The sequence below is a fragment of the Sphingobacterium bovistauri genome, assembly GCF_020295405.1.
Lineage (GTDB): Bacteria > Bacteroidota > Bacteroidia > Sphingobacteriales > Sphingobacteriaceae > Sphingobacterium > Sphingobacterium bovistauri.
Window position 1 is genome coordinate 94,485 of the sequence record NZ_JADEYP010000007.1, and the last position, 20,747, is coordinate 115,231.

The 20,747-nt window shown below is 35.3% G+C and carries 13 protein-coding genes; 10 read left to right on the plus strand and 3 right to left on the minus strand.

The annotated features are described in order from the left end of the window. Positions 1–11: 11 nt before the first annotated feature. The 6 genes from IPZ78_RS05675 (at position 12) to IPZ78_RS05700 (ending at position 9,432) form a co-directional block, all read left to right on the plus strand. Positions 12–977 carry a glycoside hydrolase family 43 protein gene (locus IPZ78_RS05675; protein ID WP_225552027.1) on the plus strand — a complete coding sequence of 322 codons (966 nt, stop codon included), beginning with the start codon at positions 12–14 and terminating at the stop codon, positions 975–977. Positions 978–1,076: 99 nt separating this feature from the next. Continuing rightward, complete coding sequence (locus IPZ78_RS05680) at positions 1,077–3,122, plus strand: alpha-glucuronidase (protein WP_225552028.1); 2,046 nt, start codon at positions 1,077–1,079, stop codon at positions 3,120–3,122. Between the two features lie 5 nt (positions 3,123–3,127). After that, positions 3,128–4,690: a hypothetical protein gene (locus tag IPZ78_RS05685; RefSeq protein ID WP_225552029.1), complete on the plus strand. Its 1,563-nt coding sequence runs from the start codon at positions 3,128–3,130 to the stop codon at positions 4,688–4,690. A 20-nt stretch (positions 4,691–4,710) separates the two neighbouring features. Beyond that, positions 4,711–6,438, plus strand: coding sequence for a glycoside hydrolase family 43 protein (locus IPZ78_RS05690; RefSeq protein WP_225552030.1), 1,728 nt, complete (start codon positions 4,711–4,713; stop codon positions 6,436–6,438). A gap of 299 nt (positions 6,439–6,737) precedes the next feature. Beyond that, the gene (locus tag IPZ78_RS05695; RefSeq protein ID WP_225552031.1) at positions 6,738–8,378 is read left to right on the plus strand and encodes an alpha-L-fucosidase; all 1,641 of its coding nucleotides are present in this window, start codon (positions 6,738–6,740) and stop codon (positions 8,376–8,378) included. Between the two features lie 64 nt (positions 8,379–8,442). Then, positions 8,443–9,432 carry an SMP-30/gluconolactonase/LRE family protein gene (locus IPZ78_RS05700; RefSeq protein WP_225552032.1) on the plus strand — a complete coding sequence of 330 codons (990 nt, stop codon included), beginning with the start codon at positions 8,443–8,445 and terminating at the stop codon, positions 9,430–9,432. Between the two features lie 175 nt (positions 9,433–9,607). Here IPZ78_RS05700 and IPZ78_RS05705 read toward each other — a convergent pair whose 3' ends face one another. Next, complete coding sequence (locus IPZ78_RS05705) at positions 9,608–11,293, minus strand: RluA family pseudouridine synthase (RefSeq protein ID WP_225552033.1); 1,686 nt, start codon at positions 11,291–11,293, stop codon at positions 9,608–9,610. A 150-nt stretch (positions 11,294–11,443) separates the two neighbouring features. Between IPZ78_RS05705 and IPZ78_RS05710 the strand changes: the two genes are divergently transcribed. From IPZ78_RS05710 to fabV, 3 genes are all read left to right on the plus strand, one after another. Next, positions 11,444–12,406, plus strand: coding sequence for an aldo/keto reductase (locus tag IPZ78_RS05710; RefSeq protein ID WP_225552034.1), 963 nt, complete (start codon positions 11,444–11,446; stop codon positions 12,404–12,406). An 18-nt stretch (positions 12,407–12,424) separates the two neighbouring features. Then, positions 12,425–12,895: a Dps family protein gene (locus tag IPZ78_RS05715; RefSeq protein ID WP_225552035.1), complete on the plus strand. Its 471-nt coding sequence runs from the start codon at positions 12,425–12,427 to the stop codon at positions 12,893–12,895. Positions 12,896–13,071: 176 nt separating this feature from the next. Then, positions 13,072–14,274, plus strand: coding sequence for an enoyl-ACP reductase FabV (gene fabV, locus IPZ78_RS05720; protein WP_225552036.1), 1,203 nt, complete (start codon positions 13,072–13,074; stop codon positions 14,272–14,274). A gap of 62 nt (positions 14,275–14,336) precedes the next feature. Here fabV and IPZ78_RS05725 read toward each other — a convergent pair whose 3' ends face one another. Beyond that, on the minus strand, positions 14,337–15,749 hold the full coding sequence (locus IPZ78_RS05725; RefSeq protein WP_225552037.1) for a hypothetical protein: 1,413 nt from the start codon (positions 15,747–15,749) through the stop codon (positions 14,337–14,339). Between the two features lie 213 nt (positions 15,750–15,962). Here IPZ78_RS05725 and IPZ78_RS05730 point away from each other — a divergent pair, with 213 nt between their 5' ends. Further along, positions 15,963–17,936, plus strand: a complete 1,974-nt coding sequence (locus IPZ78_RS05730; RefSeq protein ID WP_225552038.1) for a TlpA family protein disulfide reductase — start codon at positions 15,963–15,965, stop codon at positions 17,934–17,936. Between the two features lie 122 nt (positions 17,937–18,058). Here IPZ78_RS05730 and IPZ78_RS05735 read toward each other — a convergent pair whose 3' ends face one another. Then, entirely contained in the window at positions 18,059–20,680 is a 2,622-nt protein-coding gene (locus IPZ78_RS05735; protein ID WP_225552039.1) for a valine--tRNA ligase, read from the minus strand. Between the last annotated feature and the right edge of the window lie 67 nt (positions 20,681–20,747).

Here is a 20,747-nt window from a genome sequence, read left to right on the forward strand (position 1 = left end):
ATCGTAAAGAAATGAGTAAAGGAAGATATTTGTGTCCTAAAGATTATATGGCTGATCCGTCAGCGCATGTATTTGATGGTAAAATTTACATTTACCCTTCACATGATTGGGAAAGTGGAGTGCCAGAAAATGATAATGGAGATCATTTTAATATGAAAGACTATCATGTGTTTTCTATGGAGGATATTGATGGGGAGGTTATTGATCATGGTAAGGTTTTAGGTGTTGAAGATATTCCTTGGTCTGGACGTCAATTGTGGGATTCTGATGTCGCGCACAAAGATGGAAAATATTACATGTATTTTTCGATGAAGGACAAGAATGATATTTTCCGATTGGGGGTTGCAGTTAGTGATTCTCCGAATGGACCATTCAAACCGCAAGACAATCCTATTAAAGGAAGTTACAGTATCGATCCTTGCGTCTTTAAAGATGATGATGGAACATATTATATTTATTATGGAGGTATCTGGGGTGGGCAATTACAGTATTATCGCAATAATAAATTAATTGATGGTTCAGTATTACCACATTTTGATGAAGATGCGTTAACAGGTAAAGTAGCTAAGCTGACCGATAATATGTTTGAATTCTCGGAAGAACCACGAGATGCCATTATTTTAGATGAAAATGGCAACCCATTGAAGCAGGGAGACACGGATAGAAGATTTTTTGAAGCATCTTGGATGCACAAATACCAAGGTAAATATTATTTTTCTTATTCTACAGGTGATACTCATTTGCTGTGTTATGCTATTGGAGACAGTCCATATGGACCTTTTACGTATCAAGGTGTGATTTTGACACCTGTTGTAGGGTGGACTACACATCATAGTATTGTTGAGTTCAAAGGCAAATGGTATTTATTTCATCATGATTCAGTACCATCAGGTGGAAAAACGTGGTTGCGTAGTATGAAAGTAATCGAACTTCAATACGATGAAGATGGCAAAATTCTGACTGTTGAGGGTCAATAATATACATATTTTAGCAAGGGGAAATAAACATAATATCTTATTTTCTCTTGCTTACAATCTACCTAAATGTTTATAACCAATTCTTAAATCCAATAATTTATGCTTTTGCTAAGATTACGTCTTATAGTGCTGTATTTATGTTTTTCAATAGTTAATTCTCATGCGGAAGATGGCAGGAAATTGTGGTTGCGGTATATTAAAGTGTCTGATCAACAGGCTTTGAATCGGACGATTAAAACAACATCTAATCATCCTGTAGCGCAACAAGCAAAACAAGAATTAGACAATTATTGGAAAAGTACAAATTTGCAACTCACAATTAATCGTAAGGCTACAAATCTTAAGGACGGGTTTAGAATTCAACAAAATAAAAATGGATTAGAGCTAATTGCACAGCATGCTGTTGGGTTATTATACGGTGCTTATCATCTATTAAATGAGCAAGAATTAGGACGTGATTTTTCATCGTATCAAATTGAAGAAATTCCATCCTTTGATATACGAATTTTGAACCATTGGGATAATCTTGATCGAACAGTAGAACGTGGGTATGCAGGTTATTCTTTATGGAAATGGGAAGAGTTACCTATACAAATTAGTCCTCGATATGAGGAATACGCTAGAGCAAATGCTTCGATAGGTATAAATGCTACCGTATTAAATAATGTAAATGCTTCGCCGCAAATTTTGTCATCAGAATACTTGAATAAGGTCAAGGTTTTAGCAGATATATTTAGAAAATATGGTATTAAGGTGTATTTATCGGTTAATTTTTCTTCACCAAAAGTTATTGGTGGCCTAAAGGATTCAGATCCTTTAAATAAAGATGTACAACATTGGTGGAAACATAAAATTAAAGAAGTGTATCAGTTGATCCCTGATTTTGGAGGTTTTTTAGTCAAAGCGAATTCAGAAGGTCAACCTGGACCTCAAGATTATGGAAGAACTCATGCTGATGGTGCGAATATGTTGGCCGATGAGATGAAGCCATATGGAGGTATGATTATGTGGCGAGCTTTTGTATACAATCCTACAAAAGAGGATCGTGCAAAACAAGCCTATCAAGAATTCGTGCCTTTGGATAATCAATTTAGAGACAATGTCATCGTACAAATCAAGAATGGACCTGTAGATTTTCAACCGAGAGAGCCGTTTACATCACTCTTTGGTGCGATGAAAAATACAGCTCAAATGATTGAGTTTCAGATTACACAGGAGTATTTAGGGTTTTCAAATCATCTTGTGTATTTGGCTCCGTTATTTAAAGAGACCTTGGATAGTGATACGTATGCTGATGGGGTAGGTTCTACTGTCGCTAAAATAACAGATGGGACACTAAGGAAGGTGCAAAAAAGTGCTATCGCAGGAGTAGCAAACATTGGGGAAGATCGAAATTGGACAGGTCATCATTTTGGACAAGCAAATTGGTATGCATTTGGGAGATTGGCGTGGAATCATCAGCTAAGTTCTGAAGAAATTGCTGATGAATGGTTGCGGTTGACTTTTTCAAAAGAAAAAGAATTTGTTCATACCATGTCAAAATTAATGATTGATTCCCGTGAAACGGTTGTGAATTATATGATGCCAATGGGCTTACATCATATTTTCGCTTTTGATCATCACTATGGGCCTGAGCCTTGGGGAGATAGGCCTAGTGGACGAGCTGATTGGATGCCTTGGTATTATCATAATGCAAATGTTAATGGTATAGGATTCAATAGAACTATTTCGGGTAGTAATGCTGTAGGACAATACAATGAACCCTTGCGTACTATCTACAATAATATTGATTCTTGTCCTGAGAATTTATTGCTTTGGTTTCATCATGTATCATGGAACCACAAGATGAAAAGTCAACGGACACTATGGGATGAACTATGCTTTTACTATGATCAGGGCGTACAAGAAGTTCGAGAATTCCAACGAACATGGGATCAGATGGAAAAATATGTTGACGCAGAGAGATTCAATGCAGTACAATCAAAATTGAAAATTCAAAGTAAAGATGCGGTGTGGTGGAAGGATGCTTGTCTACTTTATTTTCAAACTTTTTCAAGGCAACCTATTCCGTATTCTATAGAGCGTCCGATTCATGAACTGGAAGAAATGAAGAAAATAAAATTGCCATTAAAACACCATAATTAGCCAATATGATGAATAGATTTTTTGGGGGTACTCTATTTTTAATTTTATTAAGTCTCATTTTTGGATGTAAAAAAACATCTGATACCAATGATCTAATAGAGCTAAGATTTCAAGAAAATGAAATCTCATTAAGTTCGGAACCTGGAGCAGCATCGTTTACTATTATTTGGAAAAATACCGAGTGGGAAATACAAACGGTTTCAGAAGGGTTTTTATCAAATTTTAACTTTCTAAAAGGAGGAAGCTTTACACATAATAGTTCTACTCGAGTTGAATTTAAAGTTTCGGAAAATCTTACTTCCAGTGAGAGAAGTCAAATTATAACACTAAAAAATGTCTTAACGGGTGAGTCTACCGAGTTTACAGTAAAACAAGCAGTAAAGCCACCTGTGATATTGAAAATAAATTCAAATCTATCATATCAAAATATAACTGGCTTTGGTGGAATGCTTAACCCTGCTTTATGGCAAGGAGGCAATCAATTAACAACAAATGAAATAGATCAGTTGTATGGAACAAATGGATTAGGTTATAAAATGCTACGTATGATGATCTATCCGAATTCAAATGATTGGAGTCGTGATTTGGCTATAGCCAAAAAAGCACAGTCTCTAGGGGTTCGGATTTTTGCTTCTCCTTGGTCACCTCCAGCACACATGAAAAGTAGTAAACAACAAGGAGGTGGGAATAGAGGATACCTTTTGCCAGAATATTATGAAGATTATGCAAAACATCTAAATGCCTTTGTGGATTACATGACTGCAAATGGAGTTACCATTGAGGCCGTTTCTATTCAAAATGAACCAGATTGGGATCCTGATTATGATGCATGTGTATGGACAGGGCAGCAGATCCTGAATTTTATAAAAAACCATGGAAAGGATATTAAAGTGAAAATTATTGCAGCAGAAGCTGTTAATTTCAAAAAGGAATACACTGATTCTGTACTACAAGATCCTGTTGCTAGAGAGCATTTGGATATTATCGGTACCCATTTATATGGTGGTGGTATAGGAGACTATCCTTTAGCAAGACAGTATAATAAGGAAATATGGATGACAGAACATTTGATGAATAATAACAACGCTAATGATTGGAGTTGGAATGACGCATTGGTGTTTGGTAAAGAATTACACGGCTGCATGGAAGCTAATTTCAATGCCTATATCTGGTGGTATCTCAAGCGTCATTATAGTATGATAGGAGATGGTGAACATGGCACCACTAAAGGCCAGATTATGCATAGAGGGTATGTATTGTCACATTATGCTAAATATGCAACAGGCAGAAGAAGAATTGCTGTGGATAAAATTACCAATAACGCCAATGTTTTTATTACAGCTTATGAGGGCGTAAATGACGTAACATTAGTGGTTCAAAATCAAAGTGATACCGTAATCCCTGCTTTACAATTTGATTTACCGGTTACGGCTAATAGTGCATCGGCAGAGGAAAGCACAGCAACAAAAAGTATGCAAGTAGCACCAATAAGTGTTTCAGCTAATAAACAAGCGATTACATGTTCTCTGCAAGCTAAATCCATAATATCCATACGAATTAATAAGTAACAATCTATAAAGTTTTCAGCATGAGTAAGTTCAGGAAATTATTTAAGTATTTGCCAATCCTTTCAACAAGTTTTTTAATAAGTTGTCAGAATGATTCTATTAATAAATCAAATCCCGGAGAACCTATATTTAATAGCTTTACCTATGAAGGTAAAGATCAGATATATATTGATAATCCTTTGATTGATGGACATTTTTATAGTCCTATACTGCAAGGTTGTTATCCTGATCCGAGCATTACGAAGAAAGGTAATGATTACTACATTGTAAATTCTTCGTTCTCTATGTTTCCAGGTGTACCAATTTTCCATTCAACTGATTTAGTGAATTGGAAGCAGCTTGGTCATGTTTTGGATCGTGAATCACAATTGAAAGTTTATACAGCTGGGATCAGTGAAGGAATATATGCGCCAGTTATTCGCTATAATCCGAATAACGATACGTTTTATATGATCACCACGCAATTTGCCTCTGGAATAGGGAATATGGTTGTAAAAACAAAAGACCCTAAACAAGGGAATTGGTCTGATCCAATCAAACTTGATTTCCATGGTATTGATCCATCATTGTTTTTTGATGATGATGGAAAAGCTTATGTTATTCATAATGATGCACCAGACCCAGGAAAGGAATTATATACAGGTCATCGTGTGATTAAAATTTGGAATTATGATGTAGATAAGGACCAAATAATTGCAGGAACTGATAAAATTATTGTAGATGGAGGTGTAGATATTACAAAGAAACCAATTTGGATTGAAGCGCCTCATATTTATAAACGTAATAACAAATATTATTTAATGTGTGCAGAAGGTGGAACAGCCGATGATCATAGTGAAGTAATTTTTGTAAGTGATAATCCCCGAGGTCCTTACAAACCAGCACCACAAAATCCGATTATGACGCAGCGTCATTTGGATAAAAATAGACCTAACCCTGTAGAGTGGGCTGGACATGCAGATATTGTAGAAGGTCCAGATGGAGGGCTTTATTCCGTTTTTTTAGCTATCAGACCAAATGCTAAAAAACGTGTCAATACAGGTCGAGAAACTTTTATGCTTCCAGTAGATTGGTCGGGCGAATTTCCAGTATTCAAAGGAGGATTAGAACAATTTAAACCTTATATTCCAATGCCAAATGCTGTGGTTAATAAAATGAATACGGAAGGTTTTTTTCCGAATGGAAATTTTATTTTTACAGATAAATTTCAATCCAAAAAATTTGATCATCGATGGGTAGCGTTAAGAGGTCCTCGTGAGTCTTTTTCAGAATTTAATGAAAACGGGGTAGTTATAAAACCATATGATGTATCAATAAAAGAAAAGAAACCTACCTCTGCATTACTTTATAGACAGCAACACAATAATTTTACAGCGACAGTAGAGATCGATTACATACCGAATTTTAATAAGGATTTTGCAGGAATTACGTGTTTGCAAAGTGAAAATTTCAATTATATATTCGGAATTACAAAATCTGGAGAAGAAAACTACCTAATACTAGCACGTACAGAAAAGGGTGAAACTAAAATTATAGCATCTCAGAAGTTAGAGAAGTTAACGCCATTAAAACTTAGGGTTTCGGCAGATGGTGATGATTATGCCTTCAGTTACGCTTTAGCGAATGAGGAATTCCTTAATTTGGGTGATCCGGTGTCAGGAGATATACTGTCGACAAATGTAGCGGGAGGTTTTACAGGAGCTTTAATCGGACTGTATGCAACGAAAAATAACGACATAAATTTGTAATCATATTAGTAGTATAGTTAAGCTTGCGATTCGTTTGATTCTTTGCTCTCCCAAAGATGATAATGAATCGCTCTTTTTTCATTAGGGACATAGCCAGTAATGAATAGTCTAATGAAAATTTGTATAAGCCAGAATATTAAGGTGTTATTTCGAGTTTTGTTGATCTAATATAAGGTAATATAAAAGAATAAATTTATACATTTGGAGTTACTAATTATAGAACCAATTATAAGTTGATTTACTCTTGTTAAGTAAAAGCAGATAAAATCAATACTTATTTTGTTTAAAAACCTTTACCTATGAACCGAAGAAATGCTATCAAAGCCTTGGGGGCTATTTTACCAACACTGTATCTAAGTAAATCGTATCCATTATTAGCAAGTGATACTTGGAGTAAAGTTCCATTCAAGCCGACCTGGACATCGCTAGAAAATTATAAAGTGCCTAATTGGTTTCGTGATGCTAAATTTGGCATTTGGGCACATTGGGGACCACAATGTCAACCAGAGCGTGGAGATTGGTATGCTAGAGGAATGTACCAAGAAGGATCTGACCAATATAAATATCATGTCGAAAAATATGGTCACCCATCAAAATTTGGCTTCAAAGATGTAATCAATATATGGAAGGCAGAAAAGTGGGATCCTGAAGCTTTGATGGATTTATACAAAAGGACAGGAGCCCAGTATTTTATGACATTGGCAAATCATCATGACAATCTTGATTTGTACAAGAGTAGCCACAATAATTGGAATAGCTTGAATTTTGGTCCCAAAAAAGATATTGTAGGAGGCTGGGAAAAGGCTGCACGAAAACGTGGATTTCGATTTGGTGTGAGTGTGCATGCTGCCCATGCTTGGACATGGTATGAGACAGCACAACGTGCGGATAAAAATGGACCTATGCAAGGTGTGCCCTACGATGGAAAATTAACGAAAGAAGAGGGAAAAGGTACATGGTGGGAAGGTTACGATCCTCAAGAGTTGTATGCGCAGAATCATGAATTAAGTAGAGATAGCCTTAAAGATCATAAAATTCATGAACAATGGCATTGGGATGTCAATACAGGGGTGAGTGTTCCCACGGAGGCGTATTGTACTAATTTTAAAGATAGAACTATTGAACTAATAGATAACTATAATCCGGATGTCGTTTATTTTGATGATACGGCATTGCCATTATGGCCAATAAGTAATGTAGGTTTGGAAATTGCATCTCACTTATACAATAAAAGTATAAAGGATAACAAGGGCAAGCTTGAGGCTGTTATCAATGGTAAGATTTTGAATGAACAGCAACGTAAATGTATGGTATGGGATATTGAGCGAGGACAGAGTGATAAGATTGAACCAGAACCATGGCAGACATGTACTTGTATTGGTGCGTGGCACTATGACCGTAGAGTATATGACAGGGGGCGTTATAAATCTGCAAAAACAGTGATTCATATGTTAGTGGATGTCGTGAGTAAAAATGGAAATTTACTATTAAGTGTTCCTTTGCGCGGAGACGGTTCCTTGGATGATAAAGCACAGCAAGTAGTGGAGGGGATTGCAGATTGGATGCAAGTCAATAGTGAAGGGATAATAGGTACACGACCTTGGCACTCCTTTGGTGAGGGGCCCGCACAGAAAGAGGCTCCTGCATTACACGCACAGGGTTTTAATGAGGGTAAGGGTAAGCCTTTTACAAGTGAAGATATTCGTTTTACACAAAAAGGAAAGGTTACATACGCGTTTGTGATGGGGGTTCCTAGTGACAAATTTATTAGAATACAATCTTTTGGGAAAAATAAAAATAATTCTTTTGAAGTAAAAAAAGCAAGACTACTAGGGTACAACAAGGGTTTGAAATTTCAACAAACGAATGAAGGTTTAACGATTGCTTTACCAGATGATTTTACGCCTAATCCAATTGCACAAGTGTTTAAGTTATCTTAGATTTTCTTTACTTTTTGTCTATTATTTAAATAATACTGATCTAAATATGTGTAAACCTATAAAAATGTATTTGATTCTGCTCTTCATATTTCCTTTTAAAATGTATGCACAGAATATTTTGAGATCAGAGCCTTTAAAAATCGAAATACATGATGCTGAATTACGAAAAATAGTAGATTCGGATGCAAAAGTTGAGGTTTTAGTGGAGGGATTAAGATGGACAGAAGGTCCATTATGGGTCGAAAGAGAAAAAATGTTATTATTTTCTGAAATTCCTTCCAATACTGTATACAAATGGACATACGCTAAAGGCTTGGAAATTTATCTGCGCCCAAGCGGTTATACAGGAACTGTTCAATCACCTACACGAGAACCAGGTAGTAATGGGTTAATTTTAGACAATAAAGGGAATCTTGTGTTGTGCCAACATGGAGATCGTTGTATGGCAAAGATGGAAGCAGCCCTCAATACTCCAAAATCACAATTTGTAACTTTAGTAGATAGATATAATAAATTACGGTTAAACAGCCCTAATGATGCAGTATATGACAAAAAGGGCAATCTTTATTTTACAGATCCTCCATATGGACTTCCCACACAAGGGGATTCTGATCCTTCAAAAGAAATAGATTTTAATGGTGTATTTGTTTTAACTCCAAAAGGAAAATTAAATGTACTTTCAAAAGAACTAACAAGGCCAAATGGTATCGCTGTATTTTCATCGACGAAAAAAGTATTAGTAGCTAATTCGGATCCTAAAGCTCCTATTTGGTATTTGTTAGATCCTAATAAATTAAATCAAAAGCCCCAAATTTTTTATAACCCTACAAATGAACTTAAGGGAGAGGGTGGTTTACCTGATGGCCTCAAAATCTCTAAAAAGGAATTCGTTTTTGCAAGTGGTCCTGGGGGTGTTTGGATTTTTGATCATAAGGCAAAATTATTAGGTAGGATAAGATTCAATAGTCCTGTATCTAATGTAGCTCTATCTGATGATGAAAATTTTTTGTATTTAACTAACACAGGAAGAATAGTACGTATTCCATTGAATTAAAATAAGACCGATATATCAATCAAATTTAACTACCATTTTTATTTAATCATAACATTATCAACCTCAAAGCTGGTAATGTTATGATTTCAGTAGATGATATGCTCATATACAGTTCTTACAACACTGACGATCCTCCTGATTGAAGCATTTTTTGTAAACTTCTACCAATTTTTATTTAAAACGGATCGGCTACCTCAAATTCAATCATTTTCTTGGTTGTGGGGTGTACAAATTGAATATACCCTGCATGCAAATGCAATCGGTCAGCTCTTTTGCCATACAAGTCATCGCCTACGATTGGTGTATTTAAACCTTTGCTATGTGCAGAATGTACTCGCAACTGATGGGTTCTTCCTGTCAAAGGGAAATAATGGATTCGGGTTTTGTTATTTTCGATAGCTACTACTTTAAATTTTGTGCGAGCTGGCTTCCCGTATTCGTAGCACAGCACCTGTCGAGGTCTATCTTCTAAATCTACGCGCAAAGGCAAATCAATTAGACCTTCATTTTTCGTAATTATACCATCTAATAATGCGGTGTAACGTTTCTGAATGGTATGTTGAATAAATTGATCTTGAATAAATTGGTGAGCTTCTTTGTTTTTCGCAATAACCAAAATCCCGGAAGTAGACATATCCAAGCGATGAATGATGACCGGTCCAGTGATTTCAGGACTTCTTGCCAGAATACGTGTTTGCACGCTATCCTGCACATTGATGCCAGGTACTGAAAGAAACTCTGCCGGTTTATTCACGACAATTATATCTTGATCTTCATAAATAATTTCAATATCCACATCAGCCGATGGATTTTCTAGCATTGGATTTGGATCGACTACCAATCCTTGAAGCATATGTCCTAAAATTGGTTCACATTTACCACGGCAAGAAGGGTAAAAGTATCGGTGTTTGCGAACTTCTGAGCCTGGAGGAGCACCCCACCAGAATTCAGCCATACAAATCGGCTTTAAATCGTGCAAATACGCATATTGCAATAGTTTAGGCGCTGCACATTCCCCAGCTCCAGCTGGCGGTAGCAAATTAATCGCTTCTTCAAAAATGTCTAATACCGCACGTTTTTCGCCTTTGGCATTCAAGAAATGGTATTGGTCGAAAAGTTGATTTTGCAGGTTTGAAGATTTAGATTTTCTACTTTCTTTTTTGTGTTCTATTTCCTTCACCAAGGTATTCAACTCATGCTCAATAGCCGTCAATCGATTTTTACAAGTCATTTTCAAGACATCGTATTCATGTTGGTCTCTATAGCTTTGCTTGATTAAATCCAGTTCTAATTCTTGATAATCTTCAGTTCCTAACACTTCTTTTTGCACAGTTCGAATGGTTTTGCGTTCCGCTTTATTTTTTTTGTGTAAGGCGCGAGCTTCTGCTAATTCTTGCTCATTTAGCTTTTTGCAAAGCTCTATTTGTTCTTTTAATGCTGAAATCTTTGGGTTAGATTCCAAATTTTCAATTTCTCGATTCAAAGCATTGATCGTAGCTTCTTCTTGCAAGAAAAATCCTTGCGGATCCAACATGTCAAAAATGGGTGGGATAAAATAGCGGTGTTGATTCGTACCCGCTAATTTTCCTGAACAAGCTGCAAGATATCCTAGATTGCCATTTTCATCTTCTACAATTAAAACCCCAAACATCTTTCCTATTATAAGACCCTCTTGTCCCTCTGTTAAGCCAAAATTGTGTTCAAAATCAGTTTGAGTAGCTAAATAATCTTGCACCTCTTGTGCGGCGATAACACTTAGTGGATGCGGTTCATAACAAAAGGGAAAAGTGAATTTTTCGGGCTTCGCAATTGCTGAAATATTTTGTCGGAATGTATGTAAAAATGGGGTGCTAGATGCCATTATTATTTTAATGTTGAAGGACAAAATTACTAAGAAAAAATCATTGCAAAGCATATGAAATTCAGGAATCCATTATGACAATTTTATGTCTTGTATTATTCTCCTTTGGGCACGGTTTTGGTTAAATTAGTGTTGTAAAAGCTACTACTTATGGCATTCGATAAAATTCAATTTGGACAATCTGATTTACAAATTATTCCTTTAATTTTCGGTGGAAACGTGTTTGGCTGGACCTTAGATGAAACCCAATCTTTTGAGATTTTAGATGATTTTATAGACAAAGGATTCAACGCAATTGATACTTCCAATAATTACTCTCATTGGGTAAAAGGAAACACGGGGGGAGAGTCCGAAGCTATTATTGGCAATTGGTTGGCGCAGCGAGGAGGGCGAGATAAAGTTGTGTTGATGACCAAAGTAGGGGGGAGATTTGGCTATGATTCTTCATTCGACACCAAAGGAGCTTACATCAAAGAGCAAGTTGAGCTTTCTCTTCGTCGATTGAAAACAGACTATATTGATGTTTATCAGACGCATTATGATGATGAAGTTACACCTATTGAGGAGACCTTACGTGCATACGAAGATTTGATTCATGAAGGAAAAGTTAGGTATATCGGTGCTTCGAACATTAGTCCAGAGCGTTTGGTCGAAAGTTTGAATATTGCCGAAGAGAAAAATCTTGCTAAATATATTTCATTACAGCCCGAATACAATCTTTTTGATAGAGCAAAATTTGAGAATTTGTATCAAAATATAGCTTTGGAAAAACAAATTGCCGTTATTCCGTATTATTCCTTAGCAAGTGGTTTTTTGAGTGGAAAATATCAATCGGAGGATGATTTTGCACAATCGGCAAGAGGAAAAGGAATCCAAGAGAAATATTGGAATGAACGTGGAAAAAGAATTGTGCAAGCGCAGAAAGAATTAGCAGCACAATATAATGTTGAGCCTTCGGCTGTTGCGTTGGCTTGGTTATTAGCTCAACCTTCGATTACAGCACCCATCGTGAGTGCTACTAAATTTGAACATATACATGCATTTGTGGATGCTTTGCATATAAAATTAGCTAAAGAAGATGTTCAAAAGTTAAATGAAGCAAGTAAATATTAACAACTTAATATAGATAGAATGAAAACAAATATTGGAATCAAAGAGAAAGATACTGCAGCAGTTACAGCGATTTTAAATAAACTTTTAGCAGATCATAATGTGTTGTATACAAAAGCGAGAAATGCACATTGGAATGTGGTAGGTCCTGATTTTCATGCACAGCATTTGTTTTTTGAAACAATTTATGATGCCTTGGCCGAAACGATTGATGAAATCGCCGAACGCGTTCGCTCTATAGGTCATTATGCGGTTGGCTCATTAAAAGAGTTTTTGGATTTGACACAGCTTTCGGAAGATAAACCTACAAAAAATGATAGCCAAAGTTATATAAAAGCACTGTTGAATGATTTTGAGTCCGTGATTATTTCTATTCGTGGAGATTTAGAAAAAGTCGAGAAAACGGGTGATGCAGGAACAGAAGATTTCTTAGTCGGCATTATGGAAGCACATGAGAAAACGGCTTGGATGTTGAGATCACATTTGGCTTAGTCTGCTGTTTTGTTTTATAAGGTTTTTATTTTATTTTTTATAAATATTTATAGAATTATGATAGTTTAAAATTTTGGTTTAAATTCAATGTATTGAATTTAAATATCGATTTACCCCAAAAATTCCGTTAATTTGTAGCTTAATAAAAGTGTAAATAACCTTACAACAATATCAATATGATTATTCAACCACGTGTAAGAGGTTTTATATGTTTGACGTCACACCCTGAAGGAACGGCTCAAAATATCCAAAACCAAATCGAGTATGTAAAATCAAAAGGCAAAATTGCTAATGGTCCTAAGAAAGTGCTAGTTATAGGAGCATCAACAGGATTTGGATTGGCATCACGCATTTCAGCGGCTTTTGGTTCTGATGCAGCTACTATTGGTGTATTTTTCGAAAAACCAGCTGCTCCAGGCAAACCTGGTACTGCAGGATGGTACAATTCTGCTGCTTTTGAAAACGAAGCACAAGCGGCAGGTCTTTATGCAAAAAGTATCAATGGTGACGCTTTCTCGGACGAGGTAAAAGCGAAAACTATTGAATTGATAAAACAAGATTTAGGTCAAGTGGACTTAGTGGTGTATTCATTAGCATCTCCTCGTCGTACGCATCCTAAAACAGGTGTAGCTCACGCTTCTGTATTGAAACCTATTGGAGTGCCATTTACGGATAAAACGGTAGATTTTCACTCGGGTGTAGTATCGGATATTACTATTAATCCAATAGAGAATGAAGAAGATATTGCAAATACAGTAGCGGTAATGGGTGGCGAAGATTGGAAATTCTGGATTGAAGAATTGAAAGCTGCTGGTGTATTAGCTGACGGTGTGAAGACTGTTGCTTACTCGTACATTGGCCCTGAATTGACATACCCTATCTACCGTAACGGTACTATCGGTCGTGCGAAAGATGATTTGGAAGGAACAGTTCCTGCATTGAATGAGTTGTTGAATGACATCAATGGTATTTCTTATGTTTCTGTAAACAAAGCATTGGTTACACAATCATCTTCTGCTATTCCTGTAGTTCCTTTATATATTTCATTGCTATACAAAGTGATGAAAGAAAAAGGCATTCATGAAGGTACAATAGAGCAAATGCAACGTTTGTTTGCAGAGCGTTTGTATACTGCTGATGGTCAAGTCGCTTTGGATGAAAAAGGACGTATCCGCGTTGACGATTGGGAAATGCGGGCAGATGTACAAGAAGAAGTTGCTAAATTGTGGTTACAAGCTACTACTGAAAATTTGGAAGAGATTTCGGATATCAAAGGATACCGCGACGAATTCTTCCATTTATTTGGTTTCAACTTCCCAGAAGTAAATTACGATGCTGACTCAAACGAAGTGGTGAACGTTCCAAGTATCACAGAATAATATTTTTTATTACTAATATGTCAAAAGCTCATCAGAACCTGATGAGCTTTTTTGTTGGGAAATCATTCTATTGAAAGACTGTATTTACCCTTTTCTAGTATTTCAAATCTTACTCTGTTACTATTGATTGGAAGTTTTAATATAGTAGATTCTTTTATGTTTTTTATTACCAGTATTCCGTCTTTCGGGTTGATTTTTAGTCTATTGTCTCGATTGCTTCTTGTGGTATTGAAGTCTTGTGCTTCTTGACGTGTAGGGACAGAGTCATTTGATGAAGTGCCATCAGGTTTGGTTTTCAGTCTATTGTCACGATTGCTTCTTGTGGTATTGAAGTCTTGTGCTTCTTGACGTATAGGGATTGAATCATTTGAAGAAGTGCTATCAGGTTTGATTTTCAGTCTATTGTCACGATTGCTTCTTGTGGTATTGAAGTCTTGTGCTTCTTGACGTTTAGGGATTGAGTCATTTGATGAAGTGCCATCAGGTTTGATTTTCAATCTATTGTCACGATTGCTTCTCGTCGTATTAAAATCTTGTGCTTCTAATCTAGTTGGTTCATTGATAGACAATTCATAGATACCCTTTTCCAATGCTATGAATTTGCCTTTTGTTTTATTTTCATTAAGTTTTATTTTTTTTGATGTAGTATTTAATTGATTCAATGAAGTCAACATCACTGTTTTAGTAAATGTAGATTTCGACTTTTGCTTGCCTAAATTTAGTGCAATTCCTAAATTGAAGTTCAATAATCTGTTTTTTACTGTTTGTGTGTTACTTTCATAGGTCCCATTAAGTAATTGAGTCGTACTGTAGGTGTTTATTTCGTTAAATCCTCCCTGAGGAATTAGCTTTCTTACTTCAATTTTGGATTGTGGTCCCACAATGTACGAACTGTTCGCATAAATATTTATTCGTGAGGATATCTTATATCCAATTTTCAATTCCGGACTAAGCACTGTGCCTTTTGATTTGGAATTAATACGTTGTTGTAAGTCTATGTGTTTAACATCTTGCATTTTATCTCTAAAAACAGCTTGGATAGAGTAGGAGGGTATATTTAGACTAAGATATCCAATTTGCACAGCAGGAGAAAGGTTAAATTTTCCAAAAGCGATAAAACTTTCTAATCCAGCAACGAAAACCCCAACCTTGGTTTTATTACCATCCATAATTGTATTAACAGGGTATGTCTCTCCTCGTAATTGATATTGACTTACTATTTGATCAGCATTGCTAAAAGTAGTACTCAAATTACTCATACTAGCGGAGGCACTTACTCCCAAACTCGTGTTTTTTATTGAAAGAAATGGCTGATAAAAGGTTAATTTACTGTTATAGCCACTGCGTAAAGGAGAATTTGTTTTATTAAAATTATTGGTAATACCGCCTTGAAGTGAAACGACTGGATTTAATTTTTGTGCCACGCTTGGTAGTATAGAGGTAAGTAGGATACTAATTGTAAAAAGCGTTTTCATAATCTTATTTTTTAGGTGTACTAAATACTAATCAATCTCATTTGAAAATTGTTACCTGTCTAGGAAGTGTGATATTGTTAGTGTAGGAGGTGGAATATGGTGAAAATTTTTGATGTATTTAGAGAAGTTTAGGTAAATAATTGTTAGCGGAAAGATAATTCTTTCTTTTTAATAAAATGATAACTAACTTTATAGTTTAAATACACCAATTATATGAGAATATTTATAATTACTATGTTTTTGAGTTTTGGGCTCAATTTGACGGCTCAAAATTTAAATCAAGTTTTACCAACAGATTATACAGGCAATTGGTATAATCCTAAAACCAATGAATGGAGCTATGGTTTTTTTGAAAAATTTGCTGTTATCAATGGTAAACCTATATTTTACAAGGAAATAAAAAAAAATAAAAAAGGTATTAAAATCGTATTCAAAGATTCTGAGGATGTCAAGCCCTTAACTCTTCATATTTCTAAGGATCAATTATCAGTAGGCAAAATAAAGTATAATAAAGTAGATAAGTTTTTGCCAAATTATTCAGGAATAGACACAATATCTTTTTATGATTCGAAGTTCCAAAAATATGATACTGCATATATTTCTGGTTACATAAGGAATTATGATAAAGAAAAGCCTTTTAATGTTTTAATAAAAGATTGGATAGCAGGGAAAGATGAAGCTATTTTAGCAAAGATTGATGATAAAGGGGAATTCTCTATTAAGGTACCCCTATTAAATACAAGTGAAGCTACATTTAAGTTTGGAAATGTTAATCATTTCTATACTGTATTGACTCCTGGAGAGAATATGTTTTTGTTTCATGATATGGGATCTTCTGAGACTGTATATGCAGGTCAACATGCTCGGGTACATAATGAGTTGAGGAGGTACGAGAAATATATAGATGACCATAAAAAGCACTTTAAAAATCAGGAAGAAATCGACAAGCAAAATGCATACGAAGCTAGTTTAAAGGATACTTCATTTCTCAATTTAAAGCTTGCTCAATTAGATAGTGTTGAATTTCATAATAATACGTTTATAAGCTCTAATAATCTATCTGCTAGAAGTAAGTATTTTATTGCTAATTATGAAAGACTTTATACTGCTTTAAATATTATACGAAAAAAATCTAGTTTGGATCAAAAATCTGATGAGAAATTTTCTACGAAATATATCGACTATATTGAAGCGAATTTTGTAAAAAATAACGTTAGTCCAGCGAGTAGCATTCATAATAATTTTGATTTTCTTCGAGATTTCATTAGCTATAATACTAATGGTGCCAAGGGATATAATTTTAATAGTAAATTACTAGAATTTGATACGAAAGGATTGCTTACACTTCCAGAAGATGTTAAGGAGTATTTACAGTTGCTATCAAATAGAAATACAGCAGAAAATAATAAATTAATAAAAGAATACCTAGCAAATAATACGGAGATAAAGGGTAAGGTAAACAAAGTGTTGAATGATAATTCAAACTTCATAGAACAATATGCTTTTTTAAGAATGGGGGTTTTAGATGCAGTACCAATTTATCAAAAGTATTTAGATAGGGATGTTGCGGAAGTGTTATATGCTAAAGACGCCATCGCTGAAGTGAAATATTCAGCTAAGGTTCTTAATGATGTTTTTCTTGAAGAAATTCTTGAGCCTATTTCGAATAAATTTTTAAGATCTAATATTATTACGCTCAATGATAGTTTTAAAGCAACAGAAAATTTAAGATTAGAATATCCCACACATCTTATTAATACTGAACATTTAAAAAGTGAAAATGATGCAGGTAAGATTATAGCTGAAATTTTGAAGCCTCATAAGGGAAAGATCGTTTATCTTGATTTTTGGGGAATTTGGTGCGCACCTTGTGTAGCAGAAATGGAATATGCTCCAAAGGTGAAGGAAGCATTAAAAGATAAAGATATTGTATTTATTTATATGGCAAATAGTACAGCTTCCGATACTTGGGAAAACTTTATTAAAATGAGAAAATTGGAGGGGAAAAATGTATATCATTATAATCTTCCAAAAGAGCAACAAAATTTAGTTGAAAATTATCTAGGGGTCAAATCGTTTCCGTCATATATGTTGTTTGATAAAGAGGGGAAATTGGTAAATTCTAAAGCACCTAGACCAAGTCAATTGCAACAATTAAAGGAAGAAATTGATAGTCTGCTTAAATAGTTGTATAATACAAAGCTCATCAAAATTTTCGATGAGCTTTGTATTATTCTATTTTTTAAATTTCTACACTAATTTCTAGTTTTCAATAGTTTTAATGTACAATATTTGTTGCATTAATAAGACTATAATCCTAAGTTAGAAAGACTTTCTTGCAAGATAGTAATCTTAGTTTCTGCATCAGCTTTTTTGTTTCTTTCGTTATCGATGATCTCAGGCTTTGCATTTTGAACGAAACGTTCGTTTGACAATTTCTTATCTACCGATATTAAGAAACCTTTTAAGTATTCAATTTCTTTAGTAATACGTTCTTTCTCTGCTTCTACATCAATGTTTTCGGCAGCTAGCTGAACATAACATTCGCTTTTACCTGCTAAGAAACTTAAAGCACCCGTTACTTTCTCTTGTACAAATGTTAATTCTGAGATGTTTGCTAATTTTATAATACTCTCTTGGTGTTTTTTGAAATCAATGTCACTAGCGTTAATTGCCAAAGGTAATGCTGTTTTAGGAGACATACCTTTCGAATTACGTACATTACGAACCTCTGAAATAATTTGTTGAACAGTTGCAAATTCTTTGGTGATTTGCTCATCAAAAGGAATAACTTTTGGATATTCAGTGACGATGATACAGTCTTTTGCTGTACGCTCACCGAAGATTTCATCATGGTAAAGTTCTTCAGTCAAGAATGGCATAAATGGATGTGCTAGTGCCAATACTTTTTGGAATAAGGCTTTAACAGTTTCTAAAGCCTCAGCTTCAATAGGCATTTGGTAAGCAGGTTTTATTAACTCTAGATACCAAGCACAGAAATCATCCCAAATCAATTTGTAAGTTGCCATCAACGCATCAGACAATCGGTAGTTAGCGAAGTGTTCGTCGATTTCTGCCACGGCCTGGTTGAAACGGTTTTCGAACCATACAGCTGCTGTTTTTTGAGCTTCTGTAGCTGGGGCATCTGTCGTTTCCCAACCTTTTACCAAACGGAAAGCGTTCCAGATTTTGTTAGCAAAATTACGACCTTGTTCACAGTAAGAAACATCAAACATCAAGTCGTTTCCGGCAGGAGATGATAATAACATCCCTACACGTACGCCGTCTGTACCATATTGCTCCATCAATTCGATAGGATCAGGTGAGTTTCCTAATGATTTGGACATTTTGCGTCCTAATTTATCACGGACTATACCTGTTAAGTATACGTTTTTGAATGGAGGTAATTGTGTGTAGTCATGGCCCATGATGATCATACGAGCTATCCAGAAAAATAAAATCTCTGGTGCTGTAACTAAATCATTGGTAGGGTAGTAGTATTTGAAATCTTCATTCTCCGGATTACGAACCCCATCAAATACGGACATCGGCCATAAGCCTGAAGAGAACCAAGTGTCTAATACGTCATCTTCTTGACGAATTGTTGAGACTGTTTTACCTAGGGCTTCGAACTCTTTACGAGCATCTTCTTCTGTTTTAGCAACAACCCACTCATTCTTTTCATTGTACCATGCTGGTATACGCTGTCCCCACCACAATTGACGTGAGATACACCAGTCTTTCACGTTTTCCATCCAGTGCTTGTATGAAGCAAAGAATTTTTCAGGAATTAATTTGATAGTTCCGTCTTCAACATATTGTAAGGCTGGTTTAGATAATTCTTCCATCTTACACCACCATTGCATTGACAATTTAGGTTCTATGGCAGCATCAGTACGTTCAGAGAAGCCAACTTGTGATTTGTAGTCCTCTATTTTTTCGATCTGATCAACTTCTTCTAATAGTTTTGCAATCTTTTTGCGTGCAATGAAACGGTCTTCCCCAACTAAGATTTGAGCATTTTCATTTAATGTACCATCATCATTTAATAAGTCGATGATTTCTAAATTGTGCTTTTGACCTAATTCGTAGTCATTTAAATCGTGTGCAGGTGTAACTTTCAAACAACCTGTACCGAATTCCATATCTACGTACTCATCTTGAATAATAGGAATTTCACGGTTTACTAAAGGAACGATCACTGTTTTACCTTTTAAATGTGTAAAACGCTCATCATTCGGGTTTATACATACTGCAGCATCCGCCATGATTGTCTCAGGACGCGTAGTTGCAATAATGATATATTCATCGCTATCTTTAATTTTATAGCGGATATAATATAATTTTTGATTTACTTCTTTACGAATTACTTCTTCGTCAGATAAAGCTGTTTTTCCTAGCGGATCCCAGTTTACCATACGCACACCACGGTAGATGTACCCTTCTTTGTAGAATCTGATGAATGTATCAATTACAGCTTCTGATAAGTCAGGATCCATCGTGAATTTTGTACGTTCCCAATCACATGAAGCGCCTAATTTTTCTAGTTGCTTCAGTATAATACCGCCGTATTTTTCTTTCCATTCCCAAGCATATTTCAAGAAGTCCTCACGAGTCAATGATTTCTTGTCAATCCCTTGCTCCTTAAGCATATTTACAACCTTAGCTTCAGTAGCAATTGAAGCGTGGTCAGTACCTGGTACCCAACATGCATTTTTACCTTGCATACGTGCACGACGGATCAATACATCTTGAATCGTATTATTCAACATATGCCCCATATGCAATACACCAGTGACATTTGGTGGAGGCATTACTATTGTGTAAGGTTCACGTTCGTCAGGAGTCGAACGGAAAAATCCATTCTCCATCCAATATGAATACCATTTATCTTCAGCTTCTTTCGGATTGTATGTCTTTGCTATGCTCATCGTAATAATTCGTTCAAAAAATCGAAGTACAAAAATACGTAAATAAATACTATTTAGAGATTTGAAT